Raw genomic sequence first — 16,332 nt, forward strand, 5'->3', positions numbered from 1 at the left:
TTTTAAAAAGACGGATTTAGTGCTTTATATTTGTGGCAAAGCTCATTACATGCCAAGAATCATTTATCTATATATCTTACTCAGTGCCGTCACCTTATTTTATAGCTGCAGGGAAAAAGATACCCCAGCCAAAAAAGCCAAAGCTGTTCCTACAAAACGAATGGATTTCAGTGCCATAAAAGGCATTACCTACCACGAAGTGAAAAGGAGGTTCTCTAACGGCCTTTCCTTTGATTCCCTGGGGTTCCAGCAAGAACCTAGCTGGATCATTAAGTTTGAATCTAATGATACCATAGCGGCTTATAGTCCGCAAAAAAATAGAATGCAGCGCTTTTACCTGCATTATGACCACGGAGATGTCTACAATTTCGCGAAAGAATGGTTCCGCATCAAAAGCTTTAACAAAGACAGCATCAATATGCAGCGCCTGTATGTTAATAATAAAGAAATTGCCAAAGATATTCGCTCCGATGTAAACCTCACTTTTTATTCGGAGGACTATATCAAAAATACCTTAAAAACAACGGCTGCCGAATTACAGAAACCCAGTGCCAGGGATACCGCTTTTATCAAAAGCCTCTCGGAAACTGCCAACCGTTACCCTACTGATGAAAACAAGGTATTCGCAGGGCGACAGCCGGCCCAGTTAATTCCAAAGAGCAAACTTATCACGGTAGAAAAAATTAGCTCTGTAGATGTCCTGAATGGAAAAACAGAAGCTTATGATTACCTCTACCCTAAATACCGGATAGAAATTAAAAAAGCGTACAAAGATTTTGGCTATACTTTTACGGTGTTTGTAGACGAAAAGGGGAAACTCAGCCTCGGCACATTTACCGGCGCGATACCCGAATTTCGTGATGTGCGTAAAAAAGTGCTGGAAGGAATAATAGACGTTTACCTGCAAAATTTATTAATTGTTAAGCCGGGTACCACCCTGGGCATACCCCATGCAAGCCTCATAACTGTTACTGTAAAGGGCACCAAGGAACCCTAATAAAGGGCTGATGTTCACCAATTTATCAAAAAAAGTAGCATGTGTAGTAATTCTCGAAATATTTACTATCTTGCACACTTAATTATTAATACATATTACAATGCAAGAAGGAACAGTAAAATTTTTTAATGTAACAAAAGGTTTCGGATTCATTATCCCAGCAAATGGCGATAGCGAAATTTTTGTACATTCAACAGGCCTTATCGACGAAATTCGTGAAAACGATAAAGTTGAGTACGACGTAGAAAGCGGAAAAAAAGGGTTGAATGCGGTTAATGTGAAAGTAATCTAGATTATTATTACCATAATCCGAAAAAGCTTCCTGATGAATATCAGGAAGCTTTTTTTATGGTTTAATATGGCTTATTTCTGCTTTTTTAACACGTCAAACAGCAGCTCTGGCTCATCAGTGGTAATGTAATCGGCTTTGTTGTCAATCAGCCATTGCATATCTGCAGTTTCATTAACCGTCCATGCATTAAGCGTTAAGCCTAATTTTTTAGTCTCGTTAAACCAATCGCCCTTTTTGTAAGTGGTGTAATGATAATCAATACCGGAAAAACCATCCTGTTTCACTTTTTCTGCAGCTACATCCCCTCTCAGGTAAGCTACAATGGCTTTAGGGTCTTGTTCCAACACACGTTGCAAGCAAGCATAATCGAAACTTATGTACTCAACCCATGCCTGTGCCTTAAATTTTTTCACCATCGCTACTGCAGCATCGGCTATTTCCTTCATTTTCTGGGGATCCTTAACTGGCTTAATCTCCAGGATCAGTTTCGTGTTTCGCTGTTTCACCCCCTCTTTCAGGTAACTTTCTAGTGTAGGTATCAGCTCGCCATTTGGTAAAGGATGTTTTTTCAATTCAGCATAGGTAGTGTTTGCTATGATCATACCCTGAAAATCATCATCGTGGGTAACCACCAGTACGCCATCAGCACTTTGGTGAACATCGAATTCAGCGCCGTAACATTTTAGTCGTACGGCTTCTTTTAAAGCTGCAATAGAATTTTGGGGTAGATTTTTTGTTTTCCAGGCGCCACGGTGTGCAATAACTGGATTCTTGCTAATTTTTAATTGTTGTGCTTTCACATTAATGGACAGTAGTAACACTGAACAACATAGTAGTAAGGTAGATTTCATTTGTATAGATTTGAGCTGTTAAAATACTGCTTTTAATTTAATTACTAAATTTGTAGCATTATTTCTACAGCCCATGAGCAAAATTGCTATACAATTTTTTACTGAAGACCTGGTTTACACGCTAAAAAACAAGACTAAAATCAGAACATGGTTACTGCAAACCATTTCTGCTGAAGGTTATGAACTTGCCGAATTAAATTTCATTTTATGCTCTGATGAATACCTGCTGGGCATAAACCAACAATACCTGAATCATGATACTTATACCGATGTAATTACCTTCGACAATTCGGACGAGGAAAAAACCATTGTAGGTGATATCTTCATCAGCCTGGAACGTATACAGGAAAACGCGAAGAATTTTAAAAGCAACGTTTATGACGAATTATGTCGCGTGATGGTACATGGAACCCTGCACCTGTTGGGATATAAAGATAAAACCAAGGCCGAAAAGGCCTTAATGACGCAGAAAGAAGACCACTACCTGGCGCTTCGTTAACTACTTTTATTTTCGAATTAATGGTGGCCGCCAGCAATGACGGTGGCCATTGGCTATGACCAGCGGCCATCAGCCATGTGAGTTGCTTGTCGCCATTGTCTCACCCTCTCCAGGGCGTTCAGTCGGCTGTAGCCGAACAGAGGGCGACGCAAGGGCGAAGAGAGGGCGAAGCAACCCCCTAGAGACCCCCACGAAATCCGGAAAAAATATCCATTTTTTACGATCATCAAATCGTAACCTCTCTTCTTTGCTGCGCTTTCTTAACCCTAATTCTTCCATTTTGCAACATGCTTTCGTAAATATTTGAGTTCTGGACGAAAACAGGCTTTTTTGCGATACCCTGGCATCGGGATACAAAAAAATTATTGCTTACTTTTGTAATAATTTCTTAACTGACAAACCGTTAAAAGTATAATTTGAGCACACTAATTGCAGCTGAAGGCCTGGGTCATGCCTATCATGATGAATGGCTATTTAAAAACCTTACCCTTGGTATCCAAACCGGACAACGCGTAGCGCTTGTTGGTATAAACGGAGCCGGGAAGAGCACCTTATTGAAACTTCTTGCCGAAAGGTTTAATCCCCTTGAAGGCAAAATTGTAAAAAATAAATCTGTAAAGATTGGGTTTCTTGATCAGGAACCGAGTTTCCCTGATGGCTATAGCATCAGTGATTTTATTTTCTCGCTGGAAAATAAACAACAACAGCTGATCAAGGAATATGAGGAACTGATTGAGGATCCAAACCCTGATGAGAAAACATTAAACCGTTTATACGAAGAATTAAGCGAGCATAATGCCTGGGAATATGAGCATGAAATCAAAACGATTTTAAGCCGCATGGGCATTAACCACCTGCAGCAAAAAATTGACACGCTATCTGGTGGCCAGAAAAAACGTTTGGCGCTGGCTAAATTGTTAATTGAAGATCCAGAGATTTATGTGCTGGATGAGCCGACCAACCACCTGGATATTGACACCATTGAATGGCTGGAAAAGTTGTTGACTTCGGGAAACAAGACCATCCTACTGGTTACACACGACAGGTACTTTTTAGACAATGTATGTAACACAATTGTCGAGTTAGACCGTGGCAAGATTTATAATTACAGTGGAAACTATGCTTTCTTCCTGGAAAAGAAATCGGAACGTGAAGCTTCAGATGAAGCTACATTTCAGAAAAACAAAAACCTTTTAAAGAAGGAACTGGAATGGATGCGCAGAATGCCTCAGGCACGTGGAACTAAATCGCAGAGCAGAATTAACGCTTATTACGATTTAGACGAAAAAACTAAACAAAGATCTGACAACCAAACAGTTACTCTAAAAATGAAGATGGCCCGTCAGGGAAACAAAATTTTAGAGCTAGATCATGTTGGTCAAAGTTTTGGTGATAAAAAAATTATCAATGATTTCAGTTACACCTTTAAACGAGGTGACCGTATTGGTTTAGCAGGAAAAAATGGTACAGGTAAATCTACTTTTCTGAACCTGATTACTGGCATTCTCCAACCTGAAAAAGGCACGGTGAGCACCGGTGAAACTACCATTTATGGTTATTACAAACAAGGTGGTTTAGCATTCAATGGAAAAGAACGCGTGATCGATATTGTAAAATCAGATGCCGAATATATTAAGATGGCAGACGGTTCTACGATTTCTGCATCGCAACTGCTGACCCTATTTTTATTTCCGCCCAAGAAGCAACATGGGATGGTAGAGAAATTAAGTGGTGGTGAAAAAAAACGTTTACACCTGATGAAGGTGTTAATGATGAACCCTAATTTCCTGATCCTGGATGAACCTACGAACGACCTTGATATTGATACGCTAAATGTGTTGGAGGAATTTCTGGAGAATTTCCCGGGTGTTTTAATGTTGGTTTCTCACGATAGGTATTTGCTTGACAAAATGAGTGAGCAGTTATTTATTATGGAAGGTGATGGCAATGTGAATATTTACAATGGTAACTATTCTGAATACCGTTTAAGCTTAGAAGCTGAAAAAGAAAAGGGATCTAAAGCTGGTAAAACAACTGAAGCACCTAAATCTGCTGAGGCTACATCAGCCCCTAAAAAATTAACTTATAAAGAACAAAAGGAACTGGATGATTCTGAAGCGCGCATTGGTGAACTTGAAGCCTTAGTGGAAACGCTAGCCAACTCCCTACTTGCTATCGACAGCAATGATTATAAAAAGATGCAGGAGATAAACCAGGAGATAGAAAAGCACCAGGCCGAGCTTGATCGTGTTACAGAAAGATGGCTGGAACTATCAGAGAAAGTTAGTTAATACACGTCTTCATTTAAGGCGATATGCAGGCTTTTAAGATCATGACGAGCCTGTTGAAGATTAAAAAAAGTAAACGTTCCACGTGAAACCTATTGCGGCCTGAAGGCTAAAACTAACGCAAGGTTTCACGTGGAACATAAAAAATAAATACCATGTTTAAAGAATATGATGTCATTGTTGTAGGTGCCGGACATGCGGGCTGTGAAGCTGCCGCTGCTGCCGCCAACTTAGGGTCGAGTGTACTCTTGGTAACGATGAACATGGAAACCATTGCGCAAATGAGCTGCAACCCTGCCATGGGTGGTGTGGCGAAAGGACAGATTGTACGGGAGATTGATGCCATGGGTGGCTACTCAGGAATCATTGCCGATAAGACAACGCTTCAGTTCAGAATGCTGAACTTATCAAAAGGTCCTGCCATGTGGAGCCCCCGTGCTCAAAACGACCGGAAGCGGTTTGCAGAAGAATGGCGCCTGGCATTGGAGCGTACGCCAAATGTAGATTTCTGGCAAGAAATGGTGAGTAGCCTATTGATTAAAAACAATACCGTGGTTGGCGTAAAAACTTCACTTGGTATTGAGATCAAAGGAAAGTCAGTGGTGCTTACCAATGGTACCTTCCTGAATGGTTTAATCCATATTGGAGAAAAGAAATTTGGTGGCGGCCGTACCGGAGAAAAAGCAGCAACTGGATTAACCGAACAATTAATAGCCTTAGGATTTGAAGCCGGCCGCATGAAGACAGGTACCCCTCCCCGCGTGGATGGACGTTCCTTAAATTACAGCCTGATGGAAGAACAATGGGGCGATGAAAATCCCGGCCGTTTTTCTTATACGAATGTAGAACGCCCGACACAACAACGCTGCTGCTGGATTACCTATACCAACGGTGATGTACACGAAACTTTAAAAGAAGGATTCGAAAAGTCGCCGATGTTTACAGGCCGAATTAAAGGTTTGGGTCCACGCTACTGTCCTTCTATAGAAGATAAAATAAACCGTTTTGCCGAGCGTGAAAGGCACCAGATATTTGTAGAACCGGAAGGAATGCATACTTGCGAAATCTATGTAAATGGATTTTCCACTTCCTTACCAGAAGACGTACAGTATAAAGCACTCATTCAAATTCCTGGTTTTGAAAATGCCAGAATGTTCCGTCCGGGTTATGCGATTGAATACGATTATTTCCCGCCTACGCAATTAACATTGACGTTGGAAACGAAGAGAATACAGAATTTGTTCTTTGCGGGACAAATTAATGGAACTACAGGCTATGAAGAAGCTGCAAGTCAGGGCTTTATTGCTGGTATTAACGCACACCAGAAGGTTCATGACAAACATGAGCTAATTATGAAGCGTTCTGAATCGTATATTGGGGTATTAATAGACGACCTGGTGACCAAGGGTACGGAAGAACCTTATCGCATGTTTACGTCCAGGGCCGAACACCGGTTATTGCTTCGTCAGGATAACGCCGACATCCGCCTCTCCCCTATTGGGCATGAGCTTGGATTAATAAATGATGAGCGTATGGAAATCGTAAATCAAAAAGTTGCCAATGCCGATGCTATTGTAGCCTTTACTAAAAAAGAAGGAATTGATAGTGCTGCGGCAAATGACTTATTGGATTCTTTAGGCACAAGTGCCCTTACCCAAAACGTAAAACTCTTTAGCGTATTGAGTCGCCCGCAGGTAGGTATTCAAGACTTGAGGAAAGTGAGTCAGAAGTTGGATGAGCTGTTAAACCAGTTTGATCAGAATACAGTAGAGCAAGCAGAGATTAAAATCAAATACGAAAGTTACTTCCAGAAAGAACAGGAGATCGTGAACAAAATGCAGAAGATGGAAGACAAGGATATTAATCCGGACTTCGATTATTCTACGTTAATTTCTCTTTCGAAGGAAGCGCGCGAAAAATTATTGAAGATCAAGCCAAGAACGTTGGGTCAGGCATCACGAATTTCGGGTGTATCTCCATCAGATATATCAGTTTTAATGGTACATATCAGTAAATAAAAGCTATACCATTGATAATCAATGGTATAGCTTATTTTAAAGCGCCTTTAAATACGACTTATTTTAAAGCGTTTTAAGCCACTTTTAGAATTTGGCATACATAAGTTACCTTACGAAGGAAAAATCAATTATAAAGCATTAAAATGGCTAAACAAGGCATAGCGCAGATCATCCCCATTTTTTTATCAGTGATATTAGGAATTTCTTCCTTTATCGGCTGTGGGACCCCTGGACAACTGGTTGGCGGACCGAGAGACAGCATTGCGCCAAAGGTTATTAAAATGACTCCGCCCGATTTTACGACAAACTTCAAGGGCGACAAAATTGAAATCCAATTTGATGAATATTTTAAGATTCAAAATGAAGCAAAGGAATTTTCGGTCTCCCCGGAGTTTGAAAGACAGCCTACTTTAAAGGTAAAAAAGAAGGTGCTCGAAATTTCCTTTCAAGACACTTTGGAAAAGAATACGACCTATACCCTAAATTTTGGAAAATCAATATCCGATATTAATGAAGGGAACTACATTAAAAATTTCACCTATGTTTTTTCTACTGGTCCGGAACTGGACTCTTTAAGCATCAGTGGTCAGGTAACTAACGCACTCACCGGCGCTCCGGAAATTGAAGCAGTAGTGATGATTTTTCCTGTAGCCAGAGATACACTTTGGGGTAATAAAAAAGCATCTATATATACGACAACTGATAGCAGTGGAAATTACCAGCTCAAAAATTTAAGAGCCGGTACCTACAAAATATATGCGCTGCAGGAAAAAAACAGTGATAAAATCTATCAGCAACCCACCGATGAAGTAGCCTTTTTGAAAGATACCATAGATCTTGAAGGGGATAGAAAAAACGTAAACCTGAAGATATTTAAAGAAGATGCGACGGTATTCAGGGTAACCGACCGGAAGCTAAATGCAGATGGAAGCATTTTTATAGCGGTAAACCAGAAGTTAAAAAAACCGTCCATCCGGATAATTGAACCGCCAGGATTAGACGAAAACAAACTCGTTAAATTCAACGCCACTAATGACAGCCTCAAATTATGGTTAAAGGATCTGAGTTTCGATTCAACCAAGGTAGCTATCTATGATGAGGGAAAAGCATTAGATACCATTAAATTTACGCGTGGTAAACGGGAGACTTACACCAGAAATCTTAACGCAAATGATAACCTGGAGGGCAACCTGCTTAACCCCAACAAAGCATTGAAGCTGACCTTTAATTTTCCGATTGAACAGGTAGACCCAAGTAAAATTGTGCTGACCGAAGATTCTGTGGTTAAGAGCGGATTGATCGTTGAAAAAGATACCAGCGACTTCCTCTCCTACCTGGTACGTTACCCATGGATTGCTAAAAGGACCTATGAACTAAAATTTGGAGCGGGTGCATTTACCGCCATATTTAATACTAAAAACAAAGAATTTATACGATCATTTGAACTTGCAAATAAGGATAATTATGGCACCTTACAACTGAAAGTATTGATCACCGACCCAAAAAATCAATACATCTTACAGGTAATTGATGAAAATGATGGTGTGATCAGCAGCAGTACTTTTCAAAAAGACACGACTTTGGTGTTTAATAATTATCGAGCAGGAAAGTATTTTGTAAGGGTTATATATGATACCAATAACAATGGCAAATGGGATACCGGAAGTGTTGCTGAAGGCCGTCAACCTGAAAAGGTATATAATGAGCCCAAGGAATTGAGTATAAAAGCAAATTGGGATAGAAATGAAACCATCACTATCCCTAAAGAACCTGCTACCTAAACCAATCAGAATACATGATATAATTATCAGGAAGTTTATTTAGTAAAGCCCGTTGCTGTTCAGTAATGGGCTTTAATTTTTTAGCAGGCGTACCGCCGTAAATGAAGCCGCTTTCGCAAATGGTATTCTCCAGCACCACGGAGCCCGCAGCAATAATGCAATATTCTTCAACCACTGCATGGTCCATCACAATGGCACCCATACCTATTAAAACGTGGTCCTGAACCACACAGCCATGTACAATGGCATTATGTCCTATAGATACCCTGTTTCCAATGGTAGTGGAGGCTTTAAGGTAGGTAGCGTGGATTACGGCACCATCCTGGATATTGGTATCATTACCAATGGTAATGGCGTTTACATCGCCTCTAATGACTGCATTAAACCATACAGAACAATTGTTCCCCATGGTTACCTCCCCCACTATCGTCGCATTCGGAGCAATAAAACAATTTCCTCCCCAATCGGGAGTTTTCCCTTTAACCGGTAGTATGACCGCCATAATAATATGATTATTTTAAATTAAACTATTGTATCTGTTAATGTATCCGCATGTTTGGGATAATCTGTAGTATAATGCAGGCCACGACTTTCTTTTCTGGCCATGGCTGATTTAATAACGGTATAAGAGACCTGAATGACATTACGTAGTTCGCAAAGTTTTACCGAGACCTTATTAGCTTTGTAAAACTCTTCGGTCTCTTCATATAATAAATATAGCCTGCGCATGGCACGGTCCAAACGGAAATCCGACCGTACGATACCTACATAATCACTCATTAATTTTTGCATTTCCCGAAGGTTATGCGTCACTAAAATATCTTCATTAGTTTGTGTAACCCCATGCTCATTCCACTCAGGAATGTTATCAGGGATGACCACATTTTTAAATTTTTCAACGGCATCGAGGTATATCCGGTGAGCAAAAACAGGAGCCTCCAGCAGCGAATTTGAAGCCAGTCTGTTGGCACCATGCAAACCCGTTGCCGAACATTCACCAACAGCATATAAGTTATTTATAGTAGACCTCCCGTACTCATCAACCAGGATGCCGCCACACATATAATGAGCTGCCGGCGTGACCGGAATAAAGTCTTTTGTCATGTCGATTCCGATGGATAAACACTTCGCATAAATATTTGGAAAATGCGCCAAAATGTCACTTTTATCACGATGCGTAATATCAAGGTAAACGAACTCCTCCCCAGATTTTTTCATCTCCGCATCGATGGCGCGGGCCACAATATCACGGGGAGCAAGGGATCCGCGTTCATCATATTCATACATAAATTCCTCGCCGTTTTTGCGGCGGAGTACACCCCCGAAACCACGGACAGCTTCCGAAATCAGAAAAGATGGATACTCTCCAGGATGGTAAAGTGCTGTAGGATGGAACTGAATAAACTCCATATTCCTTAATTTTCCTTTCGCACGGTACACCATCGCCATGCCGTCGCCTGTGGCAATAACTGGGTTTGTGGTGCTGGAATAGATGTGTCCGGCGCCTCCTGAGGCCATGATAGTCACATTAGCTAATATCTTTTCCACATCGTTACGCTCTGTATTAAAGGCATATACACCAAAACAGTTAATAACTTTTGTTCTTTTGTCAACAAACTCCCCAAGGTGATGTTGGGTGATTAGCTCTAAACAGAAGTAGTGTGTTAATATCTCTATGTTCGGATTGGCATGAATCTGACGCAGTAAAACGCTCTCAATTTCGTAACCTGTGATGTCCTTATAGTGCAGTACCCGATGTTCGGAATGACCACCTTCTTTAGCTAAATCATATACACCTTTTATATCTTTATCGAACTGTATACCATAATCGATAATTTCTTGTATACGCTGTGGCCCCTCAGTAACAACTATTTCCACTATTTTAGGATCACATAAACCGTCGCCGGCAATTAAAGTATCATGAATATGTTTTCCAAAAGAGTCGCCTTCATTCACCACAACGGCCACGCCGCCCTGGGCATATTTGGTATTGGATTCGTCTTCGTTAGACTTTGTGATGATTAAAACTTTTCCGTGCTGCGCAGCTTTCAAAGCAAAGCTTAAACCTGCAATACCCGAGCCTATGACTAAAAAATCGACCTTTCTCATTAATTTATGCTAAATCTAGTACTTTGTTAACAAGTACTGTTTATATGTTAGTTTCTTGTCTATATTAATAGAACAAATTTTTATGAATGTTTAAAGCTAACGTAAAAAGGGATTTCGACACAATATTTTCAGTTATTTTTGAGCAACTTTGTAAGGGTTATTAACTTTTTACCACCACAGAAAGAATACACATTAAAGTATGGATAACTATTTAGCAGGAAACAGATGTGATTGTTAATCAGTCCATTTTCAGAAAAAAAAATCATTTTAATTGTTAATAACTATAGAAAAACTCAATTCTTAGCATAAAAAAAATGTATTTATTAACATTACTAACACACTAATAAACAATAGAAACTCTACTTATATTAAATAATTATTAATTATTGAAGCGTTGAAAATGGATACCTTAGAGGAAATAAAAAGTAAAGGATTTGTAGAGGAACACATCGACCCGACTCTCGACCTATTTGAGGAAATTGAAAAATTAAAAAAGGAAAAAAATGCGATCATTCTTGCCCATTACTACCAAGAGCCTGATATTCAGGATATAGCAGATTATATTGGCGATAGTCTTGGTTTATCGCAGGAAGCTGCTAGAACAGACGCAAAAGTGATAGTCTTTGCTGGTGTGCACTTTATGGCCGAAACCGCTAAGATTTTGTCGCCGGAGAAAACGGTTTTACTGCCGGATTTGAAAGCAGGCTGCTCTTTAGCCGACAGCTGTCCGCCCCACCTGTTCAAACAATTCAAGGCGAAATATCCAGACCACCTGGTGATCACCTACGTGAATTGCACAGCCGAATTGAAGGCGATGAGTGACATTGTTTGTACCTCAACCAACGCTGTTCAGATTGTAGAAAGTCTGCCAAAAGGGCAGAAAATTATATTTGGTCCGGATAAGAATCTTGGTGCCTGGGTAGCAAAAAAAACAGGCCGTGATTTGGTGTTGTGGAACGGCGCCTGTATGGTTCATGAGATCTTTTCGCGGGAAAAAATTACCCGTTTGAAAGAGCGTCATCCGCAGGCAAAATTCATTGCTCACCCGGAGTGTGAAGAGGCGGTTTTACAGATGGCGGATTACATTGGTTCGACTACCGGCTTGTTAAAATATGCAACGACAAATGAGGCGCAGGAATTTATTGTGGCTACGGAAAGCGGCATTATCCACCAGATGGAAAAAGCCAATCCATTAAAGACCTTTATTCCTGCTCCACCTAATAACAATTGTGCTTGTAACGATTGTCCGTACATGAAGAGAAACACGCTTGAAAAATTATACCTGTGTTTAAAAAATGGATTACCAGAGGTAACAGTTCCGGTAAATATTATTACTGAAGCCCGTAAACCGATTGCGCGCATGCTGGAAATTTCGGCTCGTTTAGGTCTATAAAACGCGATATTAATTGATTTGAATTTTAATAAACGATAATGTTTGAAAATAAAGAACGTACAGATTTAGCACTGCTTGGAGAGTTTGGACTGATAAAACACCTGACCTCCGCTTTTAAGATTAATCATGAAAGCAGTGTGAAGGGGATTGGTGATGATGCTGCTGTACTCAATTTTGAGAATAAACAAGTATTGGTATCCACGGATCTTTTGCTGGAAGGTATACATTTTGACCTTGCCTATGTGCCTTTAATGCATTTGGGATATAAAGCTGTGCAGGTAAACCTGAGTGATATTTATGCAATGAATGGCATGGCGACACAAATTACGGTGTCGATTGGTTTATCCAGTAAATTCCCGTTAGAGGCGGTTGAGGAGTTGTATAAAGGAATAGAGCTTGCCTGTAATAAATTTAATATTGATTTAATTGGCGGTGATACTTCAACCAGCAAACAGGGCCTGATCATTAGCGTAACTAGCATAGGATATGCAGAAAAGGACGACGTAGTTTACCGAAATGGTGCAAAAGAAGGCGATTTATTATGTGTTTCCGGTGACTTAGGTGGTGCTTATGTGGGTTTACAAATTCTAGAAAGAGAAAAACTGATTTTCCTGGAAAACCCTAATATACAGCCTGATCTGGAAGGGAAAGATTATATCATTGAGCGCCAGCTGAAACCTGAAGGTCGTAAAGATATTGTGAGTTTGTTAAGTCAGCTTGAGATTAAACCCACATCAATGATTGATGTATCAGATGGTTTAGCTTCAGAAATTATTCATATCTGCACGCAAAGTGAAGTAGGCTGCACTATTTATGAAGACAAATTGCCTATTGACCCGATGACCTATGAAACAGCCAGGGAATTAGGCCTGGACCCTACTGTTTGTGCGTTGAATGGAGGCGAGGATTATGAGTTACTGTTCACGATTAAACAAGCTGATTACGACAAATTGAAGCATGATGTAGATGTTACCGTGATAGGCCATATGACAGATAAAGCCTCTGGCGCAAAAATGATATCAAAATCAAACGTTGTTCATGAGTTGAAAGCACAAGGTTGGAACGCTTTTAAACTATAATTATTCTTCATCAAAAAGAGCTGGGTCTAAAAACTTGCGGTCAATCTGCTTATTGGTTTTTGCACCCAGCTTTTTTATTTTCTCTGAGGTGTTAGACAGATTTCCGGCCCCTGTAGCGAGTTTGTTCATGGCTTTGTCGTAAGCCTCCTGACTCTGCCTGATATTGCGACCTATGCTCTCCATATCGCTTAGAAAGCCAACAAACTTATCATACATGCTTCCGCTTAAGCGTGCAATCTCTAAAACATTTCTGTTTTGACGTTCCTGTTTCCATAAGCTGGCAATTGTACGCAGCGTGGCCAATAAGGTGGAAGGGCTCACAATTACTACTTTTCGATCCCAGGCATAATTAAACAAATCTGCATCATGTTGCACCGCCAGGGCAAAGGAAGATTCAATCGGAATAAATAAAAGAACAAAATCAGGAGAATTGATCTGGTATAGGTCATGGTAGTTTTTACCAGAAAGACCCTGAATGTGTGCTTTGATGCTCAGGATATGATTTTTGATCCCTACCTCACGTTCTTCATCCGTTTCGGCACCCACAAGGCGTTCGTATGCTACCAGAGATACCTTAGCGTCTACAACCAGGTGCTTATGGTCAGGAAGGTCAATAATCACATCGGGCTGTAAACGGACTCCATCTGCAGCGGTATAGGAAGTCTGGGTCCGGTATTCCTGGTCTTTAACCAGTCCGGAACGTTCCAGCACCCGCTCCAGGATGACCTCGCCCCAGTTGCCCTGTTTTTTACTGTCGCCTTTAAGCGCTTTGGTAAGGTTACCTGCTTCTTCCTGGATTTGTTTACTTTGCAGCATAAGTTGAGAAATCACCCCCTGCAGCGTATGGCGATCGTCTGATTCTGATTTATATACCTTGTCTACCTTTTCTTCAAAGGCTTTGATGTTTTCTTTGAGCGGATGGAGAATATTATTGATGTTTAATTGGTTTTGAGCTGTGAATTTTATACTCTTTTCTTCAAGCAGTTTATTGGCAATATGTTCGAACTCCAGTCTGGATTTCTGTTGCATGGTATTGATAAAATGAGTCTGTTCAATTTGTTTATCAATTTGTGCACGTAAATTCTCTTCAGCTTTGATGAGTTTACTTCTTTCTGTTAAAAATTGAGCGCGCAGGTCTATCAATTCGTCCTCAATTTTAGACTTTTCCTCTTTCAGCCAGTTTAAAGCCTTTTGATGTTCCTGTTCTTTCATTTCCAAAAGATTGGACATTGGGGAAACCGCTTGTTTTCTGAAAAATAAAACAAGTAATACCGCTACAATGACAATTAAAAGAAGGATAACGATTAATTCCATTTACTAATATTTTTATCAAAAATGATGATAATAAAGTTAAATAACAAATTATTTAGTAATATAGAATGGGTTTATGATCTTATCACCATATGTAGTTTAAATATTTGTTTAATCGTTTGAGTTTAACATTGTTCGGGCAAGATAATTTTGTATAATATTTTGTGATTAAATGTATTGGGGAACACTTTTTGTTTATCTGTCCATGAAAAACATACCTTTTAATCATGGAAACGTACTTGATAGCGATGATCATCATGTTAATAGTGAGCATGGTGGTCCAGTGGAGTTTTAGGAACAAGTTTTCCAAGTATGCCGAAATGCAATTAAGTTCCGGATTATCTGGAAAGGAAGTAGCTGAAAAAATGCTCGCAGATTATGGGATTTATGACGTGGCTATTATGACCTCAGAGGGTCAATTATCTGATCATTATAACCCGCAGAAAAAAACAGTTAATTTAAGTACAGATGTCTACCATGGGCGAAGTGTGGCTGCAGCTGCTGTAGCTGCGCACGAGTGTGGCCATGCGGTACAACATTCGAGGTCTTACCATTGGTTACAGTTAAGAACAAATATGGTTCCTGTGGTGAGTATTTCCTCTAACCTTTTACAATGGGTGTTGATATTAGGGTTGTTATTAATCAGTTTTACCGGTAATGCCTTTATTTTAACATTAGGTGTGATAGGATTGTTACTGGTTACATTATTCAGCTTAGTTACGCTTCCGGTAGAGTTTGACGCCAGTAAAAGGGCTATATTATGGTTGCGCACCAATAGTGAAGTGATGTATACCAAAGAGGAAAACAGACAGGCTCATGATGCCCTATGGTGGGCAGCCATGACGTATTTTATAGCTTCGCTAGGTGCTTTGGCCAATTTAATTTACTATACCTCGATGTTATTTGGACGGGGAAGATAGCCTAGTTAAGTTTATAAGGAACAATCAACTCGAATTCTGGGATATCTACCGTGAATTCTGAATCAACAATCACCCTTGACATGTAATAATGCCCTTTCATGCTGCCTATTTCTGATCCAAGCTGGCACCCGGAAACATAAGCATAGCTGGTTCCAGGTTCAATGATGGGTTGAATTCCAATTACACCTTCTCCTTCAACTATCCGGTTGTCACCACTCGAATCAAAAATAAACCATTTACGTCTATTTAACTGTATCGTATATTCCGAAAGGTTTTCAATTTCAATGCGGTAGCAACAATGCCGGTTTCGCCGATTACTCGGTGATCGCGGAGATGGACGAGAGTACCTTCGACCGAACCCTCGAGCACTACCTGAAGGTGCCGTTCCTCTTGTCGCAGGCCGTGATCCCTCGTATGCGGGAAGCCGGGGCCGGCTGGATCGTCAATATCGGATCCTCCACCGCATTGCGGCCCATCCGCCCGTTCCGTGAGTACAACAAGACCTCCGGGGATGTCATCTACGCGTCGGCAAAGGCAGCGCTGCATCGGTTCACGGAAGGACTGGCCGCGGAAGTCGTCGACGACAACATCGCCGTCAACGTGGTCGGGCCGTCCACGGCGATCATGACGCCGGGAGCTGCAGCACTCTTGCCGGAGGGCTACGAAACCGAACCGCCCGAATATCTCGCGCAGACGGTTCTGGAAATGTGCACGTTGCCGGCGGTCGAGCGCACCGGCCGGATCGCGTTCAGCTTGCACTTCCCGTGGTCCCAGCAGGTTCCGGTGATGAGTCT

The 16,332-nt window shown here is 40.7% G+C and carries 14 protein-coding genes and 1 pseudogene; 10 read left to right on the forward strand and 5 right to left on the reverse strand.

The annotated features are described in order from the left end of the window. On the forward strand, nucleotides 1-997 hold a 997-nt coding region (locus ACR2F3_RS09060), incomplete at its 5' end, for a hypothetical protein (RefSeq protein ID WP_432709660.1). Nucleotides 998-1,097: 100 nt separating this feature from the next. Continuing rightward, nucleotides 1,098-1,289 (forward strand): cold-shock protein, encoded by a 192-nt coding sequence (locus ACR2F3_RS09065; protein WP_090993574.1) that lies wholly within the window; start codon nucleotides 1,098-1,100, stop codon nucleotides 1,287-1,289. A gap of 71 nt (nucleotides 1,290-1,360) precedes the next feature. Here ACR2F3_RS09065 and ACR2F3_RS09070 read toward each other — a convergent pair whose 3' ends face one another. Then, a complete protein-coding gene (locus ACR2F3_RS09070; protein WP_432709661.1) occupies nucleotides 1,361-2,140 on the reverse strand; it encodes a glycerophosphodiester phosphodiesterase in 780 nt (259 codons plus the stop codon). Nucleotides 2,141-2,213: 73 nt separating this feature from the next. Here ACR2F3_RS09070 and ybeY point away from each other — a divergent pair, with 73 nt between their 5' ends. From ybeY to ACR2F3_RS09090, 4 genes are all read left to right on the forward strand, one after another. Then, nucleotides 2,214-2,639, forward strand: coding sequence for an rRNA maturation RNase YbeY (ybeY, locus tag ACR2F3_RS09075; RefSeq protein ID WP_432709662.1), 426 nt, complete (start codon nucleotides 2,214-2,216; stop codon nucleotides 2,637-2,639). A 416-nt stretch (nucleotides 2,640-3,055) separates the two neighbouring features. Further along, nucleotides 3,056-4,930, forward strand: coding sequence for an ABC-F family ATP-binding cassette domain-containing protein (locus ACR2F3_RS09080; protein ID WP_432709663.1), 1,875 nt, complete (start codon nucleotides 3,056-3,058; stop codon nucleotides 4,928-4,930). A 152-nt stretch (nucleotides 4,931-5,082) separates the two neighbouring features. Then, nucleotides 5,083-6,945 (forward strand): tRNA uridine-5-carboxymethylaminomethyl(34) synthesis enzyme MnmG, encoded by a 1,863-nt coding sequence (gene mnmG / locus ACR2F3_RS09085; protein WP_432709664.1) that lies wholly within the window; start codon nucleotides 5,083-5,085, stop codon nucleotides 6,943-6,945. Between the two features lie 143 nt (nucleotides 6,946-7,088). Beyond that, nucleotides 7,089-8,726, forward strand: coding sequence for an Ig-like domain-containing protein (locus ACR2F3_RS09090; protein ID WP_432709665.1), 1,638 nt, complete (start codon nucleotides 7,089-7,091; stop codon nucleotides 8,724-8,726). On the opposite strand, the gene ACR2F3_RS09095 is transcribed toward ACR2F3_RS09090, so the two are convergent. Together ACR2F3_RS09095 and nadB are read right to left on the reverse strand one after the other, a co-directional pair. Then, nucleotides 8,719-9,228: a gamma carbonic anhydrase family protein gene (locus ACR2F3_RS09095; RefSeq protein ID WP_432709666.1), complete on the reverse strand. Its 510-nt coding sequence runs from the start codon at nucleotides 9,226-9,228 to the stop codon at nucleotides 8,719-8,721. The two genes, ACR2F3_RS09090 and ACR2F3_RS09095, sit on opposite strands and share 8 nt — an antisense overlap. Before the next feature lie 20 nt (nucleotides 9,229-9,248). Then, nucleotides 9,249-10,835, reverse strand: a complete 1,587-nt coding sequence (nadB, locus tag ACR2F3_RS09100; protein WP_432709667.1) for an L-aspartate oxidase — start codon at nucleotides 10,833-10,835, stop codon at nucleotides 9,249-9,251. A 400-nt stretch (nucleotides 10,836-11,235) separates the two neighbouring features. Between nadB and nadA the strand changes: the two genes are divergently transcribed. Together nadA and thiL are read left to right on the forward strand one after the other, a co-directional pair. Continuing rightward, nucleotides 11,236-12,228 (forward strand): quinolinate synthase NadA, encoded by a 993-nt coding sequence (nadA, locus tag ACR2F3_RS09105; RefSeq protein WP_432709668.1) that lies wholly within the window; start codon nucleotides 11,236-11,238, stop codon nucleotides 12,226-12,228. Nucleotides 12,229-12,266: 38 nt separating this feature from the next. Next, a complete protein-coding gene (thiL, locus tag ACR2F3_RS09110; protein WP_432709669.1) occupies nucleotides 12,267-13,307 on the forward strand; it encodes a thiamine-phosphate kinase in 1,041 nt (346 codons plus the stop codon). On the opposite strand, the gene ACR2F3_RS09115 is transcribed toward thiL, so the two are convergent. Further along, the gene (locus tag ACR2F3_RS09115) at nucleotides 13,308-14,621 is read right to left on the reverse strand and encodes a DNA recombination protein RmuC (protein ID WP_432709670.1); all 1,314 of its coding nucleotides are present in this window, start codon (nucleotides 14,619-14,621) and stop codon (nucleotides 13,308-13,310) included. It lies immediately after the preceding gene. A 224-nt stretch (nucleotides 14,622-14,845) separates the two neighbouring features. Here ACR2F3_RS09115 and ACR2F3_RS09120 point away from each other — a divergent pair, with 224 nt between their 5' ends. Next, the gene (locus ACR2F3_RS09120; RefSeq protein WP_432709671.1) at nucleotides 14,846-15,538 is read left to right on the forward strand and encodes a zinc metallopeptidase; all 693 of its coding nucleotides are present in this window, start codon (nucleotides 14,846-14,848) and stop codon (nucleotides 15,536-15,538) included. 1 nt (nucleotide 15,539) lies between these two features. Here the strand turns inward: ACR2F3_RS09120 and apaG are convergent. After that, a pseudogene (gene apaG, locus ACR2F3_RS09125) lies at nucleotides 15,540-15,833 on the reverse strand (Co2+/Mg2+ efflux protein ApaG); the annotation flags it as partial. Nucleotides 15,834-15,871: 38 nt separating this feature from the next. Between apaG and ACR2F3_RS09130 the strand changes: the two are divergent. Continuing rightward, nucleotides 15,872-16,332 (forward strand): SDR family NAD(P)-dependent oxidoreductase (locus tag ACR2F3_RS09130; protein ID WP_432709672.1); only part of this gene is annotated, 461 nt, incomplete at its 3' end.

It is taken from the genome of Pedobacter sp., from assembly GCF_045627485.1.
GTDB lineage: Bacteria > Bacteroidota > Bacteroidia > Sphingobacteriales > Sphingobacteriaceae > Pedobacter.

Excerpts from the sequence above, each read along its gene's own strand:
- ACR2F3_RS09065 (WP_090993574.1), top strand. The coding sequence starts at position 1,098 with ATGCAAGAAGGAACAGTAAAATTTTTTAATGTAACAAAAGGTTTCGGA.
- ACR2F3_RS09070 (WP_432709661.1), bottom strand. The coding sequence starts at position 2,140 with ATGAAATCTACCTTACTACTATGTTGTTCAGTGTTACTACTGTCCATT.
- ybeY (WP_432709662.1), top strand. The coding sequence starts at position 2,214 with ATGAGCAAAATTGCTATACAATTTTTTACTGAAGACCTGGTTTACACG.
- mnmG (WP_432709664.1), top strand. The coding sequence starts at position 5,083 with ATGTTTAAAGAATATGATGTCATTGTTGTAGGTGCCGGACATGCGGGC.
- ACR2F3_RS09090 (WP_432709665.1), top strand. The coding sequence starts at position 7,089 with ATGGCTAAACAAGGCATAGCGCAGATCATCCCCATTTTTTTATCAGTG.
- ACR2F3_RS09095 (WP_432709666.1), bottom strand. The coding sequence starts at position 9,228 with ATGGCGGTCATACTACCGGTTAAAGGGAAAACTCCCGATTGGGGAGGA.
- nadB (WP_432709667.1), bottom strand. The coding sequence starts at position 10,835 with ATGAGAAAGGTCGATTTTTTAGTCATAGGCTCGGGTATTGCAGGTTTA.
- nadA (WP_432709668.1), top strand. The coding sequence starts at position 11,236 with ATGGATACCTTAGAGGAAATAAAAAGTAAAGGATTTGTAGAGGAACAC.
- thiL (WP_432709669.1), top strand. The coding sequence starts at position 12,267 with ATGTTTGAAAATAAAGAACGTACAGATTTAGCACTGCTTGGAGAGTTT.
- ACR2F3_RS09115 (WP_432709670.1), bottom strand. The coding sequence starts at position 14,621 with ATGGAATTAATCGTTATCCTTCTTTTAATTGTCATTGTAGCGGTATTA.
- ACR2F3_RS09120 (WP_432709671.1), top strand. The coding sequence starts at position 14,846 with ATGGAAACGTACTTGATAGCGATGATCATCATGTTAATAGTGAGCATG.